This is a genomic window from Pararoseomonas sp. SCSIO 73927, assembly GCF_037040815.1.
GTDB lineage: Bacteria > Pseudomonadota > Alphaproteobacteria > Acetobacterales > Acetobacteraceae > Roseomonas.
In genome coordinates this window covers 4,597,687-4,615,000 of record NZ_CP146232.1, presented here as the reverse complement: position 1 = coordinate 4,615,000, position 17,314 = coordinate 4,597,687, and the positions used below count along the sequence as shown (strand labels likewise).

General features: G+C 72.5%; 11 protein-coding genes, 1 tRNA gene and 2 rRNA genes (1 of these 14 cut by a window edge). 8 read left to right on the top strand and 6 right to left on the bottom strand.

Annotation, left to right across the window (positions count from 1 at the left end; translation table 11 throughout):
- From VQH23_RS21845 to VQH23_RS21825, 5 genes are all read left to right on the top strand, one after another.
- Positions 1–946 (top strand): 23S ribosomal RNA (locus VQH23_RS21845); it begins 1,796 nt to the left of the window's first position.
- A 130-nt stretch (positions 947–1,076) separates the two neighbouring features.
- Positions 1,077–1,191, top strand: a 5S ribosomal RNA gene (rrf, locus tag VQH23_RS21840).
- Positions 1,192–1,223: 32 nt separating this feature from the next.
- Positions 1,224–1,300, top strand: a tRNA-Met gene (locus tag VQH23_RS21835).
- Between the two features lie 146 nt (positions 1,301–1,446).
- Positions 1,447–1,911 (top strand): heme-binding protein, encoded by a 465-nt coding sequence (locus VQH23_RS21830; RefSeq protein ID WP_338662774.1) that lies wholly within the window; start codon positions 1,447–1,449, stop codon positions 1,909–1,911.
- A complete protein-coding gene (locus VQH23_RS21825) occupies positions 1,908–3,296 on the top strand; it encodes a M20/M25/M40 family metallo-hydrolase (RefSeq protein WP_338662773.1) in 1,389 nt (462 codons plus the stop codon). The genes VQH23_RS21830 and VQH23_RS21825 overlap by 4 nt, the downstream gene beginning before the upstream one ends.
- 54 nt (positions 3,297–3,350) lie before the next feature.
- Here VQH23_RS21825 and VQH23_RS21820 read toward each other — a convergent pair whose 3' ends face one another.
- From VQH23_RS21820 to VQH23_RS21810, 3 genes are all read right to left on the bottom strand, one after another.
- Positions 3,351–3,539 carry a hypothetical protein gene (locus tag VQH23_RS21820; protein WP_338662772.1) on the bottom strand — a complete coding sequence of 63 codons (189 nt, stop codon included), beginning with the start codon at positions 3,537–3,539 and terminating at the stop codon, positions 3,351–3,353.
- 159 nt (positions 3,540–3,698) lie between these two features.
- Positions 3,699–7,466 (bottom strand): translocation/assembly module TamB domain-containing protein, encoded by a 3,768-nt coding sequence (locus VQH23_RS21815; protein ID WP_338662771.1) that lies wholly within the window; start codon positions 7,464–7,466, stop codon positions 3,699–3,701.
- Entirely contained in the window at positions 7,466–9,364 is a 1,899-nt protein-coding gene (locus tag VQH23_RS21810) for an autotransporter assembly complex family protein (RefSeq protein ID WP_338662770.1), read from the bottom strand. Before VQH23_RS21810 ends, VQH23_RS21815 begins: the two co-directional genes overlap by 1 nt.
- A 23-nt stretch (positions 9,365–9,387) precedes the next feature.
- Between VQH23_RS21810 and VQH23_RS21805 the strand changes: the two genes are divergently transcribed.
- Together VQH23_RS21805 and VQH23_RS21800 are read left to right on the top strand one after the other, a co-directional pair.
- Positions 9,388–10,539 (top strand): amidohydrolase, encoded by a 1,152-nt coding sequence (locus tag VQH23_RS21805; protein ID WP_338662769.1) that lies wholly within the window; start codon positions 9,388–9,390, stop codon positions 10,537–10,539.
- A 13-nt stretch (positions 10,540–10,552) separates the two neighbouring features.
- On the top strand, positions 10,553–13,180 hold the full coding sequence (locus VQH23_RS21800; protein WP_338662768.1) for a GNAT family N-acetyltransferase: 2,628 nt from the start codon (positions 10,553–10,555) through the stop codon (positions 13,178–13,180).
- A gap of 68 nt (positions 13,181–13,248) precedes the next feature.
- On the opposite strand, the gene VQH23_RS21795 is transcribed toward VQH23_RS21800, so the two are convergent.
- The 3 genes from VQH23_RS21795 to otnI form a co-directional block, all read right to left on the bottom strand.
- Positions 13,249–14,127, bottom strand: a complete 879-nt coding sequence (locus VQH23_RS21795; protein ID WP_338666142.1) for a helix-turn-helix transcriptional regulator — start codon at positions 14,125–14,127, stop codon at positions 13,249–13,251.
- Between the two features lie 137 nt (positions 14,128–14,264).
- Positions 14,265–15,143: a 2-hydroxy-3-oxopropionate reductase gene (locus VQH23_RS21790; RefSeq protein WP_408904241.1), complete on the bottom strand. Its 879-nt coding sequence runs from the start codon at positions 15,141–15,143 to the stop codon at positions 14,265–14,267.
- A 28-nt stretch (positions 15,144–15,171) separates the two neighbouring features.
- Positions 15,172–15,951: a 2-oxo-tetronate isomerase gene (gene otnI / locus VQH23_RS21785; RefSeq protein ID WP_338662766.1), complete on the bottom strand. Its 780-nt coding sequence runs from the start codon at positions 15,949–15,951 to the stop codon at positions 15,172–15,174.
- Positions 15,952–16,218: 267 nt separating this feature from the next.
- Between otnI and VQH23_RS21780 the strand changes: the two genes are divergently transcribed.
- Positions 16,219–17,289, top strand: coding sequence for an AI-2E family transporter (locus VQH23_RS21780; protein WP_338662765.1), 1,071 nt, complete (start codon positions 16,219–16,221; stop codon positions 17,287–17,289).
- The last annotated feature ends 25 nt before the right edge of the window (positions 17,290–17,314 follow it).

Here is a 17,314-nt window from a genome sequence, read left to right as displayed (position 1 = left end):
CCTTGTCGGGTAAGTTCCGACCTGCACGAATGGCGTAACGACCTCCCCACTGTCTCCAGCATGGGCTCAGCGAAATTGAATTCCCCGTGAAGATGCGGGGTACCCGTGGTCAGACGGAAAGACCCTATGAACCTTTACTGCAGCTTGGCAGTGGCGCCAGGAAGGGGCTGTGTAGGATAGGTGGGAGCCGATGAAACAGGGGCGCTAGCCTCTGCGGAGGCAACCTTGAAATACCACCCTGCGCCTTTCTGGCGTCTAACCGAGCCCCGTTAGCCGGGGCCGGGACCCTGCCTGGTGGGCAGTTTGACTGGGGCGGTCGCCTCCCAAAGTGTAACGGAGGCGCGCGATGGTGGGCTCAGGCCGGTCGGACATCGGCTGTTGAGTGCAAAGGCACAAGCCCGCCTGACTGCGAGCGCGACAGCGCGAGCAGAGACGAAAGTCGGCCTTAGTGATCCGGTGGTCCCGCGTGGAAGGGCCATCGCTCAACGGATAAAAGGTACTCTAGGGATAACAGGCTGATCTCCCCCAAGAGTCCACATCGACGGGGAGGTTTGGCACCTCGATGTCGGCTCATCGCATCCCGGGGCTGGAGCAGGTCCCAAGGGTTCGGCTGTTCGCCGATTAAAGCGGTACGTGAGCTGGGTTTAGAACGTCGTGAGACAGTTCGGTCCCTATCTGCCATGGGTGTTGGAGACTTGAGAGGATCTGTCCCTAGTACGAGAGGACCGGGATGGACGCACCTCTGGTGCACCGGTTGTGGCGCCAGCCGCATCGCCGGGTAGCCAAGTGCGGAACGGATAACCGCTGAAGGCATCTAAGCGGGAAACCAGCCTCAAAACCAGGTCTCCCCAAGGGCCGTGCCAGACCAGCACGTCGATAGGCCGCAGGTGGAAGTCGGGTAACCGACGCAGCCGAGCGGTCCTAATCGCCCGATCGAACTCCACTCCCCCACCGCTGAGGGCTAACCCCCTCGCCGCACGCAGCACCAACACGCAAACACACCACCCACACACCACCTTCCATCCCGGGCAGAACGCTCCGCGTCCGCCCACCCATCATGTCCTCCGGCCCGGTGGCCTGGTGCCTATAGCGAGGCTGCCACACCCGATCCCATCCCGAACTCGGCCGTGAAACGCCCCTGCGCCCATGGTACTGCGTCTTAAGACGCGGGAGAGTCGGTCAGCGCCAGGCCACCCGACCGGAGAACATGATCACTACACCACCGCGGGGTGGAGCAGCCCGGTAGCTCGTCAGGCTCATAACCTGAAGGTCACAGGTTCAAATCCTGTCCCCGCATCCATATCCCATACAACACCATGACAACCCAGCTCACCTCACGGTGGCTGGGTTTTCGCGTTCCCACACCGGCGCAAACCCCGCGGCCGCTTGCGCCGAATGACGCGCGGCATAGAACGAGAGTCTCGCCGTTCAGGGAGCGTCACGCGAATGCCCAACCAGCCCATCGGGTTCCAGCATGGAATCACGTTGAACCAGGCCCGTCAGGTCGTTGATGCGGCATTGGCCGAGGGGCGCCGCCTCGGGCTCGCTCCTCTCACCGTGGTGGTGCTGGACGCGGCCGGGCAGCTCAAGGCGATGCTGAAGGAGGATGGCTGCAGCCTTCTGCGACCGGCCATCGCCCAGGGCAAGGCGTTCGGCGCAATGGGCCTCGGCTTCGGCGGCCGGGAACTGGCGCGCCGCGCCCAGGCCATGCAGGGGTTCATGAACGCCTTCTCCGACCTGGCCGGCGGCTCTGCCGTACCGGTGCCCGGCGGCGTCCTCGTCAGGTCCTCGGATGGCACCATCTTCGGGGCGGTCGGCGTCTCCGGCGACGCCTCGGACAAGGATGAACTCGCGGCGGTCGCCGGCATTGAGGCCGCAGGCCTCGTCGCTGACACCGGAGATTCGGCGTGAGCGCGCTGGAAGCGGTTCTCGCCCGGATCGACGCCGCCGAGGCCGAAATCCGCGCCCGCTACTTTGAGTTCCTCCGGATTCCCAGCGTCTCCGCCCAGCCGCCGCACGCCGCCGATTGCCGCCGGGCCGGAGAGTGGCTGGTCGGGGAACTCCGCTCCATCGGCTTCACGGCCGAGCTGCGAGAAACCAAAGGCCATCCCGCCGTCGTCGCCTTCCACCCCGGCCCGGGCGGCAGCGTCCGGCCGCTGCTCTACTACGGCCACTACGACGTCCAGCCCGCCGAGCCCTTCGAGCTCTGGACCTCTCCGCCTTTTGAGCCGACGGTCAGGGAGGGGCGGAACGGCCCAGTGACCGTGGCCCGCGGCGCCGTGGACGACAAGGGACAGGTCATGACCTGGCTCGCCGCCATGCGCGCCTGGCACGAGGTGGCCGGCGGCCCGCCGACTGCCATCCGCGTCCTGGTGGAGGGCGAGGAGGAGATCGGCAGCCCCAGCCTGGACCCCTTCCTGGAGGAGCATGCCGGCGAGCTTCGTGAGGCGCGCGCTGTCATCGTCTCCGACACCAACATGTGGGACCCGCGCAGCCCGGCAATCTCCGCGCGTCTTCGCGGCATGGCCTACGCCCAGATTGACCTCTTCGCCGCTTCCCGAGATCTGCATTCCGGCCTGTACGGCGGGATGGCGCTGAACCCAATCAACCTTCTCTGCTGCATTCTGGCGGAGCTGACGGATGAGAGCGGCCGCATCCAGCTGCCCGGCTTTTACGACGCCGTTCCGGAGGTGGGCGGCAATCTCGACGCCGCCTGGGACTCCCTTGGCTTCGACGAGGCCCGCTTTCTCGGCGATATCGGCCTCTCCGTCCCGGCTGGCGAGAAGGGGCTGAAGCCGCTGGTCCGACAGTGGGCCCGCCCGACCTGCGACGTGAACGGCATCTGGGGCGGCTACACCGGCGAGGGCTCCAAGACCGTCATCGCGGCGGAAGCGCACGCCAAGGTCTCCTTCCGCCTCGTCGGCGACCAGGACCCGAACGCCGTCCTCGACTCGCTGGAAGCCTTCGTCAGGGCTCGCCTCCCCGCCGATGCGCGCGCGGAAGTCCAGCGCTTCGCCTCCGCCCCGCCCGTCGTGGTGCCGGAGGACAGCGCGGAGGTGGCGGCCGCCCGCCGGGCGCTCGCCGCGGAGTACGGGCGGGAGGCGGTGCTGATCGGCTCAGGCGGCTCCATCCCCGTCGTGGAGAGCTTCCGCCGTATCCTTGGCCTGGACAGCGTGCTCATGGGCTTCGGGCTGGACGACGACCAGGTCCACAGCCCGAACGAGAAGTTCGACTGGGCCTGCCTCATGCACGGCGCCCGCAGCCATGCCCGGCTGCTGGCCGAACTGGCCGGCTGAAACGGAAACGGTCCCGCTCCCATCCGGGAGCGGGACCGTCTCAACAACCGCCGGTCAGCGCTTGGCGCCGAGCTCGGCCCGCAGCTCCACGATCCGCCCCTTGATGCTCTCGCGCAGGGTCGGGGAGGTATGGGGCTTCATCCCAGCCAGCGTCTGCTCCAGCTCGGCCAGCAGCCGGCGCTTCTCGTCCGTGTTGCGCCGGATCGGCTTGTTGTCGCTGAACTGTCCTTCGAAGGCGCGCATGCGGCTCCTCCTCTCCCTGCTATTCTCGAGGCCGTCCCGGGTGCCAGGCCGTCGCGCGCGGCCAATGGGCGGCGGCTGGCGCGGCCGGCGCGCCGGGACGAGCCGAGTCTATCCCGTCCCGGGCAGCGCCGGAATACCCGCCCCGTCTGGTGCTCGCGTTCAGTACTCGTACTCGTAGGTCAGCCCCGCTCCCTGGCTGTCCGTGCCTGCGCCGCTCTCCAGCTTCAGCCGCGGCGTCAACTCGATCTCAACGCCGACACGGGGCGAGCCCGTGCTCGTGCCGGGATCCACGTTGAGGTAGATGCCCTGGCCAAGATAGCCGCCGGCCTCAATCCCCGGCGTGCCGTTCGCCCCCGTGCCCACGCCCAGCCGGTCCAGCCCCAGCGTGCGGCTGACCCGCCCGAAGAAGCCGCTCACCGGATCCTCCTGCCCGCCGGAGACGGCGCCCGAGAGCACGCGGGCGAGCTGGGCGATCTGGAAGGGCGAGAGCTTGTCGGCGGAGCGGTTGAAGATCAGCCGCGCCAGCACCTCGTCCTGCGGCAGTTCCGGCGACGAGGTGAACTCGATCTTCGGCGCCCGCGGCGTGCCCGTGACGGTCACGTTGATCGTGGTGGAGGACACGCGGGAGGTGGCAAGCAGGTCGATCTCCGGCGAAGCAATGTCGCCCTGGAAGGTCAGCACGCCGCGCTGGAAGGTCAGGCGCCGGTCCAGCACCGTCAGCGTCCCGCGCCGCAGCCGCAGCGCGCCCTGGGAGACGATCTCGGAGATCGTGCCGCCGATCCGCACGTCGCCGCCCAGCTCCACGTCCAGCCCGCGCCCGCGCAGATAGACTTGGCCCGGCGCCCGCAGCGTGATGTCCAGCTCCAGCGGCGCGGCCCCGGCCGGCGGGGCGGCCGCGCTCGCCTCACGCGCGGCGCCCCTCCGGGCGGCCGCCGTGCCGCGCGGCGGGGGAGGGGCCCCGCGCCCGACCTCCCGCACCTCGCCGATATCGGCCACGCCGCCCGGCAGCCCCTCGGGGATGCCGATCACGGAGGAGCGCGTGGTGATCGTGCCCGCCAGCCGCATACCGCGCGCCAGCAGGCCGGAGAGGCGCATGTCCGCATCGAAGGCGCCGCGGAACAGATCGCTCGAGACCGGCGCCAGGTTCTGCCCGGCCACCGTCATCTCGATCGGCTGCCCCTCGGCGAAGGGCTGCACCTGCCCGCGCGCCGTCAGCGTGCCCGTGCCGGCGCGGGCGGTGATGCTCTCCACCACGATCCGGTCCATGTCCCCCCGCAGGCTGCCCGTGATGTCCCGCAGGGCGAGCCCGTACTCCAGGTTGCGGAAGCTGCCGCCCGCGATGCGCGCGCCGCCCGAGATCTGCGGTGCCTGCACCGTCCCGCCCGCGCGCGCGTCGATCGTCACCGTGCCCGCCACGCGGTTGGCGCCGCCGATCAGGAAGGGCGCGGCGAGAACGGCGATGTCCGTGGTTCCCCGCAGCGTGGCGGAGATCGGCCCCTGGAAGTCGCTCGGCACCCGCGCGTCGAGGTTGAGGGAGAGGCCGCGGCCCAGGCGGAACTCCGCCCGCGTCTCCACCTGCTCACCGCGCATCCGGGCGGTGGCCGTCAGCGTGCCCTCCGGCAGGTTCCGGCCCCAGGGCGCGCCGGAGCGCAGCCCCGTCCCGCGCAGCTCGCCGTCGATCCCCGGCCGCGCGACCGGCCCGGAAAGCCGGACCTCGCCCGAGACCGTTCCGGCAAGCGGCGGATCCGGCACGAAGAGGTTGGCGACCGAGAGCGGCAGCGCCGAGAGGGTGGCGCGCAGGTCCGCGTTGTCCGGTCCCCAGCGCCCGGCCACGCGCAATGCCCCGCCCGGCCGCCCCTGCAACGCCAGCCCGGGCGTGGAAAAGCCGCCATTCGCCCCGATGATGATCGTGGCCGGCGCGGTGAGCCGGATGCCCAGCGCCTGCCGCTGCAGGTCGAGCGCCGATAGCTCGATCCGCTTGTCCGGCTGGTCTAGCGCCAACCGAGCCCGCAGCGTCGCCCGACCGTCCAGCGCCCGCACGTCGCCGCGCAGGTCCAGCGCCGCGTCCGTCCCGCTCGCCTGGACGGTGCCGTTCACCACCTGCCCGCCGGCGCGCAGGTTGTTCGCCCGCAACTCCGCCTCGATCCCCTGGCGCTGGACCCCCTCGGCGCCCTGCGGCGCCAGCCGGGCGGAGAGCCGCACCCCGCCGCCCAGCGGCGTTCCGGCCACCGGGGTCAGGGGCGCGAGATCGGCAGCTTCCAGCAGAAGGTCGGCCGTGCCCAGCATCCGCGTCAGGTTGAACTCGCCGCGCCCTTCCAGCCGGGCCGGGCCCAGCGCGGCGCGGAGCGTCTCCACCCGCAGCCGCTCGCCGTCCTGTGCCGCCCGTGCCTCGGCCGAGAGATTCAGCCCCTGCAGCCGGGCGGAGAGGTTCAGGGCGCCAGCGGGCACCGTGGCGTTCGGCAGGTTCGCCTCCAGCCGCAGCGCCTCGAAGCGGCGGCCATAGGCTTCCAGAGCGGGCGAGGAGGCATCGAGCGCCACGGCCGGGGTGGCAGCCGGCCCCGTCACCCGCGCGCGGGCTTCAAGCTGCCCGCGCACCGGCACGTTGGGAATGTCCTGCGCGGCCAGGGCCGCGTTCAGCGTCAGGTCCAGGGTCTGCCCAAACGCGCCTTCCGCCCGCAGCGTCACCGCGCGCCCGTTCACGGCGAGTTCGTGCACCCGCTGCTGGTTCGCCCGCAGCAGCACCGTCGGCGCCGGACCCAGCAGCCCCGGCGCCGGCTCCGGCAGTCGCGGGTCGCGCAGCGTGGCATCCAGCCGCAGCTCCGGCGCGGCGGTGGTGCCGGTAACCGTGCCACGCGCCTCGATGCCGCCCCAGCCGACCGTCGCCGGGACGAGCCCGGCGAGGGTGTTGGCGTCGTTCACCCGGGCGTCGAAGGAGACGTCCAGGGCCGAGCCCACGATGCCCCGCGCCTCGACCGTTGCGGCCGCCGTCTCCACCCGCGCGCGCTCGATCCGGGTCGCGCCGCCCTCGGCGGGCAGGGTGCGAAGGTCGAAGCGCAGCGCCGCGACAGGGGCGGGCAGGAAGCCGCCCAGCGCCGCGTCGCCCGCCGCCTCCAGCCCCACGCCGCCGCCCGCGGGCAGGCTCAGCGTGCCGCGCCCGTTCACGCGCGCGGTCTCGCCCATGTCTGCCAGCAGGGTGAACCCGGCGCCCGTCGCCGGCCCGTCCAGCGCCACCTGCACCCGCGTCGCCTGCTCCGGCTTGCCGAGCAGCCCGGCGACCAGCCCGCCCCGCGGCTCGTCGTAGCGCAGGTCGATCTTCACCCGGTCCCCCGGCGCCAGCGCCAGGTCGAGGTCCAGCGCGCCCGGCGCGTCCAGCCGCCGTCCCTTGGCGCCGAGGAAGACGCCGTCAGCGCCCAGCCTGCCGCCCGCCTCAAGCGAGAGGGTGGCCGGGATGCCGGCCACCGCCGCGCCGAGCTCCACGCGGGGCAGGGAGAGGCGCTCCAGCGCCACCTGCACGGGAAGCTGCGGAATCTGCGGCAGCAAGGGCCCGGGCTCGGAGGCCGGGGCAGGGGGGGCGTTCGGGTCCGGCACCGGAAGCCGGCTGAAGGTCACCTTGCCTGCGGAGAGATTGGCGACCCGGAACTCCCGCGAGGTCAGCCGCAGCAGGTCCAGGTCCAGCGCGATGTCCTCGATGACGAGGTAGGGGCCCTGGCTGTCGGAGAGCACCACGCGCCCGATGCGCGGCGCGGCGGGCAGGCCGCCATGCAGGTTCTCGATCTGCAGCCCCGGCACGAAGCCCATGGCCAGCCGCGCGATCGCGTCCTGCCCGGGCTTCACGTTCAGGGCCAGCCACCCGGCCAGCAGCAACACGACCGGCAGCACCAGCAGCACGCCGATGACGGCGAGCAGGATCTTCCCGAAACGGCGCATCAGAAGGCCTGCCCGATGCCGACGTAGAGGCCGAAGCCTGAATTCCCGGGAACCTTCGTCAGTGGCAGGGCGATGTCCGCCCGGATCGGCCCGATGGCCGTGGCGTAGCGCACGCCCGCCCCCACGCCGAAGGCCAGGTCGCCGAAGCCGGAGAGGGCGTCCTGCCCCACGCTGCCGGCATCCGCGAACACGGCGATGCCGTAGGGGCCGGTGATGCGCTGGCGCAGCTCCACGCTGCCTTCCAGCAGGGAGAGGCCGCCGCGCGGCGTGCGGTCCGCCCGCCGCGGTCCGATGATCTGGTAGTCGTAGCCGCGCACGGAGCCGCCGCCGCCCGCGTAGAAGCGGAGATGCGGGGGAATGCTGCCCGCCTCCGCCCCGGCGACGGTGCCGAAGCCGGCCCGGAGCGCGAGGATGCTGCCCTTGCCGCCGGAGAGGTCGAAATAGGCGCTGCCGGTGCCCCGGATGCGGGTGAAGAGCTCCGTCGAAGCCCCGAGGGAGATCGTGGGGGAGATCAGAAGGTTTGCCCGGTAGCCGCGCGAGGGGTCCAGCACGTTGTCCGTGCCGTCGAACCGCGCCCCGAGCGGCAAGGAGACGAGGGTGTACTTCAGAGTCTGGTCTGTCTCCTCCGTGCGCCCCACCTCGCCGGCGATGCCGGCGGAGAGGGTGAGGCGCGGGTCGATCTTTCGCTCGAGGGAGAAGCCGGCCGTCACCGCATCGCGGTCATAGGCCAGCAGGCGCTCCCGCAGGATCGTCACGTCGCTCACCGCCGTCGCGTTCAGCCCGGCGAACCAGGGCTGGCGCAGGTTGGCCCCCAGCCGATAGCCCCAGTCGCTCACGCCCCGCTGGGTGGGGCGGGAGAGCTCAGCCTCCACCCGCAGCCGCTCCGCCGCGCCGAAGAGGTTCCGGTGCTCCCAGTAGGCGCGCACCGTCGGGCCGTAGCGCGTCTCGTAGGCGCCCGTGACGCCGATGGCCCGGAACGGACGCTCGGCGACGAGGAAGGTGACGGGCAGCCGCCCGTCCGGGTCCAGCCTCTCCCCGGTGCGGGCGCGCACCGTGCCGAAGACGCCGAGCGCCAGCACGTCCCGCCTGACGCGGTCCAGCTCCCGCGGGTCGTAAACCTCTCCAGCCAGCGGGCTGGAGGCGCGGCGGAGAAGCTCCGGATCCACGTTCTCGGACCCCTCCACCACCGGCTGGGCGAAGCGGGCGCGGGGGCCGGGCTGGACGAAGTAGACCACCTCCATCGTCCGGGCGTCGTGGTCCACCGTGATCTGCCGGCGCGGCACGCCGGCGAAGGGGTGCCCCGCCTCGCGCAGCCGGGTCAGCACCGTCTCCTGAGTGGAGTTCACAACCTCCGCCCGCGCCGGGTCGCCCGGGCCGAGCCCCGCGACCTCACCGGCGCCGGAGATGTCAGTGTCCACCACGTCCGGCCGCAGGGTAGCGGTGGAGATGGTGTACTGCGGCCCTGTCTCCGCCGAGATCACGACCGGCACCGGCTCCGTCCCGCGGTTCGCCAGGCGCAGCGCCAGGCCCGCCGCGTCCGGCGCCTCCCCCGCCAGGGTGATCCGCGCCGTGCCGCCGTAATACCCCTCCGAGCGCAGGGCGAGCCGCATGTTGCCCTGGTCCTGCAGCGCCCGCGCCACCAGCCCCTCGGCACTCGTCGGCACGCTCTCCCTCAGGCGGCGCAGCACGGAGACGCCCTCCATCGCCGTGTTCAGCCGCGCATCCCCCGTGGCGGTGAAGCTCACCTCGTAGCTGCGGACCGGCCCGTCCGCGTCATCCGGCTCGGCCGGGGCGGCCGGGCGCGGCGCCTCGGCGGCCGGTTCCCCGGCAGGCTGGCCGAGCGCCGGGCCGACCAGCAGGAGGGGAAGCAGCGCAAAACCGGGGTGGAGGGAACGCAATGGAAGGGCTAACTCCTCGATCCATGGACCAGAACCTGACCGAGACCCTCACGCGCTGGCGCCGCCACCTGCACGCGAACCCCGGTGTCACGGGGGATGAAGGGCCCACGGCGGATTTTGTCGCCCAACGTCTGCGTGAACTCGGCATCACGGAGATCGAGACGAGGATTGGCGGACACGGTCTGGTGGCCACCATCCGGCGCGGCGGCGGCAATCGCAGCGTCGGGCTGCGGGCCGACATGGACGCCCTGCCGATCCAGGAGGCGAGCACGGAGCTGCCCTACCGCAGCACGAAGCCCGGCGTCATGCACGCCTGCGGGCATGATGGGCACACCACCGCCCTGCTCGGCGCCGCGGCGCTGCTGATGCGGGACGAGGGCTGGTCCGGCACCGTCCGCCTCGTCTTCCAGCCGGCGGAGGAGGGCGGCGGCGGCGCCCGGGCCATGATCGAGGACGGGCTGTTCCGCCGCTTCCCGATGGACCGCATCTTCGGCTGGCACAACTGGCCCGGCCTGCCCGTGGGCACGGTGGCCGTGCATGACGGCCCGGTGATGGCCGCCGGCCGCCGCTTCCTCATCGAGGTGGAGGGCCACGCCGGCCACGCCGCCCTGCCGCACCTGACGCATGACCCGATCGTGGCGGCAGGCCACGCCGTGGTCGCCTGCCAGTCCATCGTTTCCCGCAACCTGGACCCGCTGGACTCGGCCGTGGTGTCGCTGACCACGATCGAGGGCGGCGAGGCCTGGAACCAGATCGCGGCGAAGGTGACCATCCGCGGCTCCATGCGGTTCCTGCGCCCGGAGACGGGCCTGATGATCGAGGAGGGGCTGCACCGCATGGCTCGCGGCATCTCCGAGACCTTTCAGGTGCGGGCCCGCGCCGAGGTGCTGGGCGGCGTGAACGCCACGATCAACCACCCGGCCGAGCGAGACCTGGCGGCCGAGGCGGCGGGGGCGGTGGCCCCGGTCCGCCGCGACCTGCCCGCGGCCATGACGGGGGAGGATTTCTCGGAGTTCCTCGGCGAAGTGCCCGGCGCCTTCGTCTGGATCGGAAACGGGCCTACGGATGGCGGGCGGGAGCTGCACCACCCGAATTACGACTTCGACGACGCCGTGCTGCCCGTGGCCAGCGGCTTCCTGGCCGAGGCCGCGAAGCGCGCCCTGATGGCCGGCTAGGGCGCGGCCCGCCGTGGCGCTGCCGGTCACCCTTTCCGGCCGCAGCCTCGCGCCGGGCTTCCAGGACACGCACCTCTTCGCGCCCCGGCGGGTGGCGCTGATGGCGGATCCGGCCATCGCCGCTTCCGCCGTGCTGGCGCGGAACCTCGCGGCCGGCGGCTTCCGAGGGGCGCTGCACGCCGTCGGCGCGCCCTGGGCGGGGATGGACCACGCGCCCGACCTCGCCGCGCTGGCGGAGGCGCCGCACCTCGCGGTCCTCTCCCTCCCGCCGGATGGGATCGGGCCGGCGATGGACGCGCTGGCCGCCCGCGGCTGCTTTGCGGCCGTGGTGCCGGGACCTGCGCCGGGCCTCGCCGCCCATTGCGCCCGCACGGGCGTGCGCGCCATGGGCGAGCACTCCTTCGGGATCTGCATCCCGCCGCTGGGGCTGAACGCCTCCCTCTCCCACATGGCGCCGCGGCCGGGGCGGCTGGCGCTGCTCTGCCAGTCCTCCGCCCTGGCGCGGGCGGTGATCGATTGGGCGGAGGGGGAGGCGGTGGGCTTCTCCCTTATCGCGGGGATCGGCACCAACGCGGATTACGGCTTCGCCGGCGGGCTGGACTGGCTGGCACGCGACGCCCCGACGGGCGCGGTGCTGCTGGACCTCCGCCGCATCAAGAACCGACGCATGTTCATCTCCGCCGCCCGCGCCACGGCCCGTACCCGCCCGGTAGTGGCGCAGCGCCCCGGCCATGCCGGGCGCGATGTGGCGGACGCCGTGATGGGCGCCGCCCTGCGCCGCGCCGGCGTGCTGCGGGTGCAGGGGCTGGAGGAGTTCCTCTCCGCCGCCGAGACGCTGGGGCGGGTGAAGCCGTCCCTGCGCCCCGGCGCGGAGGGCGCACGGGGCGACCGGATCGCCGTGGTCTCCAACGGGCTCGGCCCCGGCCAGATGGCGGCGGATGCCGCCCTGCGCGGCGGGGCACGGCTGGCGGTGATCCCGCCCGAGGCCAGGACGCTGCTGGACCTCGCCCTGCCAGAGGGCTGGTCCGGCGAGAACCCGCTGGCGCTGCCGGCCGGGCAGGGGCACCGGCTGGCCGAGGCCGCCTCCCTCCTCTCTGCCCTCGCCGAGGTGGACTCCGTCGTCGCCATCCACGCACCCGCGCCGGATGAGGACCCTGAGGTTGCGGCCGCAGCCCTGGCCGCCGCCGCGGCATCCACCGGGAAGGGCGGCCGTGCCGCGCCCGTGCTGGCCGCGTGGCTAGGCCAATACAGCGCGGGGGCGCAACGCCGGGCCCTGGCGGAGCGCGGCGTCGCGGTCTTCACCACGCCGGAGGCGGCGGTGCAGGGCGCGCTCCACCTCGCCCAGCACCGCCGGAACCGCGCCGCCGCCGCTGAGCTGCCCTCGGCCGAGGTGCTGGAGGTGACGCCGGACCGCGCCCGCGTGTCCGCCCTCTTCGCCGCTGCCCGCGCGGAGGGGCGGGTGCAGCTGGATGAGGCCGAGTCGCTCGCCGTCCTCTCCGCCTACGGCGTGCCGGTCATCCCGCATCGCGCCGCCGCAACGCTGGACGAGGCCGTGGAGGCCGCCGCCGAACTCGGCTGGCCCGTGGTGCTGAAGGTGCTGAGCGACGCGCTGCCCGCGAAGACGGAGGTCGGCGCCGTGGCGTTGGACCTGCGCGACGCGGCCGCGCTGCGGGACGCGGCCGCCGCGATGGAAGCCGGGCTGGCGGCCGCGCGCCCCGGCCTGCGCCCGCGCGGCTGGATGGTGCAGCGCCAGGCACCGCCCGGGCGGGAGCTGCGGCTTCGGCTGGGCGATGACCCGATGTTCGGTCCCTGGATCGGCTTCGGCCGTGGCGGCACCGCCGCCCCGATCGAGGCCGACGAGTCGCACGATCTGCCCCCGCTGAACCGCGCCCTGGCTCTGGCCATGATCGGCCGCACCCGCGTCTCGCGCCTGCTGGACGGCTGGCGCGACCACCTCCCCGTCTCCCGCGAGGGGCTTGCGGAGGCGCTGGTCGGCCTCTCCCAGTTCGCGGTGGATTTTCCGGAGGTGGAGGCGGCGGTGGTGAACCCGCTGCGCGCCCGGCCGGAAGGGATGGAGGTGCTGGACGCCAGGATCACCCTGCGCCCGCCCGGCGAGACGGGGTTCCTCGCTATCCCCCCCTATCCCGCGTCACTGGCGAGGCCCTTCACCACGAAGGACGGTCGGGGCGTCGTCGTGCGGCCCATCCGGCCGGAGGACGCCGAGGGGGTGGCCGCCTTCGTGCGCCGTGTGCCGGCGGAGGACGTGCGCTACCGCTTCTTCAACCCGCTGCGGGAACTGCCCCCGGCGCAGCTCGCCCGCCTCACCCAGATCGACTACGACCGGGAGATGGCCTTCGCCGCGATCGCGGGCGACTCAATCGCCGGCACCGCGCGGTTGGTACTGGACGGGCAGGAGGGCGGGGAGTTCGCGCTCCTCATCGACGCCGCCTGGAAGCGCGGCGGCCTCGCACGGCACATGATGGGCCGGCTCATGGACTGGGCCAGGGGGCGCGGGCTGCGCCGGATCCACGGCCAGGTGCTGGCGGAGAACGCGGGGATGCTGCGCTTCGTCCAGGCCATCGGCTTCGCGACGCGCCGGAGCGAGGACCCGGAGATCCTGGAAGCCTCGCTGGAGCTCTGAGCCGGGAGCACCAGCGGCGACCCAAACCCGGCCGACCCAACCGGGGCTCACCCGAGCTCCGAGGCGGCTCAGTGCATCCGGGTCTCCGCGAGGAGGAGCCTCACGCGCCCCGCCGCCTCCGCACCCTTCCGGGCCTCCCGCCAGGCGTTCTCCGCCACGCGCTGGTGGATTGTCACGGCCTCGTCCGCCGCGGTGATGGTGCCGACGCCTAGCGCCGCCATGGGCGGGCTGTCCGGCAGGAAGGGGTTGGCGCAGAGATGCGCCCGCTCCCTTGCGCGGAGGACGATGAAGCTGCCGGTCGGCTCGGACTCGGTGAGCAGCCCGATCTGCAGCCCCATCGGCACGCTCTCCATGAGGGCCGCTATGTTCTCCACCTCGGCCCGAGCCGCCAGCCGGGCGCGGTGCCGCCCCGCCTCGGAGAGGTGGAGCGCCGGCGCGACACCGTCCATGAGGAAGCCGCGCAGCGCGCGCTCCGTCACCATCGCGATGATGGAGGGGCGGCGCGTCTGGTAGAGCCGCTTGCGCGCGCCCAGCAGGCCGAGGGCCTGTTCCGCCGCGGCGTGGAAGGCCACCCGCTCCGGGCTTGCCTCGGCCGCCTCGGCCATCGCCTCCGCGAGGGCGGCGTCGTAGCCGTCGCTCGTCACGAGGGTGCAGAGCGCGCTGCCGAGCTGGAGGATCTGCTCGGCATCCTCCTCCACCTGGCGGAGCCGCTCCTGCAGCGCCAGCGGGCGGGAGAAGTACTCCACCCCGATCCCGAGAAGGGAGAGGGGAGAAATCTTCAGCAGCTCCGCCAGGCGCCGGATCGTGTCCAGCTTAATGACCTCGCCCTTCTCGTAGCGGTACAGGGCAGCGCGCGACACGCCGAGGCGTGCCGCGATCTCCTCCGCACGAAGGCCGGATTCCAGCCGGTAGGCCCGCAGCTGCTGCCCGATGTCGGCGAAGCGCATGGCTCGTCCCTCGATCACGGTCGCGGGTTCCTCCTGGCCAGGTCCGGTTGAGCGTATCTCATCTCTTTGGACTCGTGTTTCAAAATGCGCTCCGGCCGGTGATGGCGCAACATCCATTCCTTGCCGCGCGACATTTATCATCCCAACTCATGAGAGGCCATAATTTCAAGCGCTTTGACGAGGGCAGAATGGTCCTGCTGTCCACCGCCCGCTGCCGACACCGCCGAGAAGAGCTGCTGTGCGGAGGCCGTGTTCGGCAGCGCGACTCCGAGTTCCCGCGCGGATTGCAACGCGAGGTTGAGGTCCTTCTGATGCAGTGCGATCCGGAAGCCCGGGTCGAAGGTGCGCTTGATCATCCGCTCCGCATGAACCTCGAGGATGCGGGAGGAGGCGAAGCCACCCATCAGGGCCTCCCGGACCCGCGCCGGATCGGCGCCGGCCTTGCTGGCGAAGACGAGGGCCTCGGCCACCGCCTCGATGTTCAGGGCCACGATGATCTGGTTCGCCACCTTCGTGACCTGCCCGGCGCCGTTCTTCTCGCCCACCAGGGTGATGTTCTTGCCCATGGCCTGGAACAGCGGCAGGGCCCGGTCGAAGGCCGCCCGCGGCCCGCCCACCATGATCGTCAGCGCGGCGTTGCGCGCGCCCACCTCGCCGCCGGAAACCGGGGCGTCCAGGTAGTCGCACCCCTTCGCGTTCACCCGCGCCGCGTAGTCGACCGTCGCCGTCGGGCTGATGGAGGACATGTCGATCACCAGCGTGCCGGGCTTCAGCGCCGCGGCCACGCCGCCCTCGCCGAAGAGCACCGCCTCCACGTCGGGGGTGTCCGGCACGATGAGGATCACCACCTCCGCCGCGGCCGCCACCTCGGCGGGAGAGGGAAGCACCGTCGCGGCGCCGCGGACCTCGTCCGTCAGGCTCGCCCGCTCGGGAACGAAGAGCTCGTGCCCCGCCTTCTGCAGGTTCAGCGCCATCGGGCGGCCCATGATGCCCAGGCCGATGAATCCGATCTTCATGCGCGTCGCGTCCTTCTCTCTGGTCCGTTCAGGTGCGGTAGGGGGTGAACCACCCCAGCCCTTCCGCGGTGGTTCGGGCGGGCCGGTACTCGCAGCCGATCCAGCCGCGGTAGCCCGCCGCATCGATGCGGTCGAACAGGAAGGGCAGGTTCAGCTCGCCCGTGCCGGGCTCGTTGCGGCCGGGCGCGTCGGCCACCTGGACGTGGGCGATCAGGGGCAGCAGCGCCTCGAAGCGGCGCGTCACGTCGCCCTCCGTCACCTGCGCGTGGTAGAGGTCGAACTGAAGGCCCAGCCGCTCCGGCCCGACGGCGGCGATGACCGCGGCCGCCTCGGCAGTGGTGTTCAGCACGTAGCCCGGGATGTCCCGGTGGTTGATCGGCTCGATCAGCGGCTTCACGCCCTGGGACGCGCAGCGCTCCGCGGCCCAGGCCAGGTTCGCGGCGAAGGTGCCCACCAGAGTCTCCCGCGCCACGCCCGCCGGGGCCAGCCCCGCCATCACGTGCAGGCGCGGACAGTCGATCTCCCCGGCCATGTCCAGCGCGCGGGCGATCGCGTCGCGGAAGGCGGCCCCGCGGCCCGGCAGAGCGGCAAGCCCGCGCTCGCCCGCCGCCGCGTCGCCACGGGCGGCGTTGAACAGCACGGCGGAGAGGCCGGCGTCCCGCAGCCGGGCGCGGATCTCCTGCGCGGAGCATCCCTCAGGGTCGAGGAACTCGACCGCCTGGAAACCGGCGGCCTTCGCCAGGGCGAAGCGCTCGGGGAAGGGCGCCTCGGTGAACAGGAGCGAGATGTTGGCGGCGAAGCGCGGCATCGCGAGGTCTCCTGCCGGCGCCGCTCCTTGCCGGGGGCCGAATAGCGCCCACCCTACAGCGATTCGGCAGGACCAAGAACCCGCCCCCGCCCCAGGGGGGCACGCGCGCGGCGATACCGGGTAGTGCGCACGGGAATGCCGGGCACGCCGCCGGGGGTGCATCGCCGGCGTTGGACCGCTGCGCGCGCAGCGGCGAAGATGCCCCTTCGACGTTGCCCGTTCGAAGATGCCCATTCGAAAATGCCGGCCGCCACTCGGGGAGAACCCATGACCGACGACAAGCAGTTCCTCGTCCGCCTCATCGGCGTCGTCGCCCTGGCGGCGCTTCTGGCGGGCTGCTTCCTCGTGCTGCGCCCCTTCCTCTCGGCGCTGCTCTGGGCGGCCATCCTCGCCTTCACCACCTGGCCGCTCTACCGCCTGCTGACGGACCGCGCGCGGCTCGGCCCGTCCTGGGCGGCCGCCGTGATGGTGGTGGTGATGATGCTCGTCATCGGGCTTCCCCTGGCCCTTGCCGCCCCGACCAACCGCGAGGAGATCGATGGCCTGCGCAACGCCGTCGAGAACTTCACGACCGACGGGCTGCCGGCCCTGGTGGACTGGATCGGGCGCCTGCCGATGGTCGGGCCCTTCTTGAAGGAGCGGCTGGACGCGGTGGATCTCGGCGTGGGGAACCTGCTGAGCGTGCTGCGCCCCTACCTCGGGAACGTGGCCCAGACCGCCTTCGGGTTCGTCCTCACCATCGTCTCCGGCGTGGCGGAGCTGCTGATCGCCATCCTGCTCTCCTTCTTCTTCTTCCGGGACGGCCCCCGGATGGCCCAGGCGCTGGACCGCATGGCGGAGCGTGTGGCGGGCGGGCGCGGGCGGCGGCTGGTGGCGCTGACCGGGGCGGTGACGCAGGGCGTGATCTACGGCCTGCTGGGCACCGCGGTGGTGCAAGGGGCGATGACGGCCTTCGGGCTCTGGCTTTCCGGCGTGCCGCAGCCGGCGCTGCTGGGCGTGCTGGCCGGGGTAATCTCCATCCTGCCGATCGGCGCGCCGGTGGTCTGGATCCCCGCCACCATTTGGCTGCTGGCCAATGGCAGCACGGGCTGGGGCATCTTCATGGGCCTCTACGGCGCCTTCGGCATCTCCTCGGTCGACAACTTCATCCGGCCCTGGCTGATCTCCCGCGGGGCGGACCTGCCGCTTCTGCTCACCCTTCTCGGTGCCTTGGGCGGGGCGGTGGCCTTCGGGCTGCTCGGCCTCTTTCTCGGGCCGGTCCTGCTGGCGGTGGTCTACACCATCATCAAGGACTGGACGCAGGAGGGCGGCGGCCGAAGCGGCCCGATGGTGATGTAGCAAGGGGGATGATGGAGCGGGCGCG

Excerpts from the sequence above, each read along its gene's own strand:
- VQH23_RS21830 (WP_338662774.1), top strand. The coding sequence starts at position 1,447 with ATGCCCAACCAGCCCATCGGGTTCCAGCATGGAATCACGTTGAACCAG.
- VQH23_RS21820 (WP_338662772.1), bottom strand. The coding sequence starts at position 3,539 with ATGCGCGCCTTCGAAGGACAGTTCAGCGACAACAAGCCGATCCGGCGC.
- VQH23_RS21815 (WP_338662771.1), bottom strand. The coding sequence starts at position 7,466 with ATGCGCCGTTTCGGGAAGATCCTGCTCGCCGTCATCGGCGTGCTGCTG.
- VQH23_RS21805 (WP_338662769.1), top strand. The coding sequence starts at position 9,388 with ATGGACCAGAACCTGACCGAGACCCTCACGCGCTGGCGCCGCCACCTG.
- VQH23_RS21795 (WP_338666142.1), bottom strand. The coding sequence starts at position 14,127 with ATGCGCTTCGCCGACATCGGGCAGCAGCTGCGGGCCTACCGGCTGGAA.
- VQH23_RS21790 (WP_408904241.1), bottom strand. The coding sequence starts at position 15,143 with ATGAAGATCGGATTCATCGGCCTGGGCATCATGGGCCGCCCGATGGCG.
- otnI (WP_338662766.1), bottom strand. The coding sequence starts at position 15,951 with ATGCCGCGCTTCGCCGCCAACATCTCGCTCCTGTTCACCGAGGCGCCC.
- VQH23_RS21780 (WP_338662765.1), top strand. The coding sequence starts at position 16,219 with ATGACCGACGACAAGCAGTTCCTCGTCCGCCTCATCGGCGTCGTCGCC.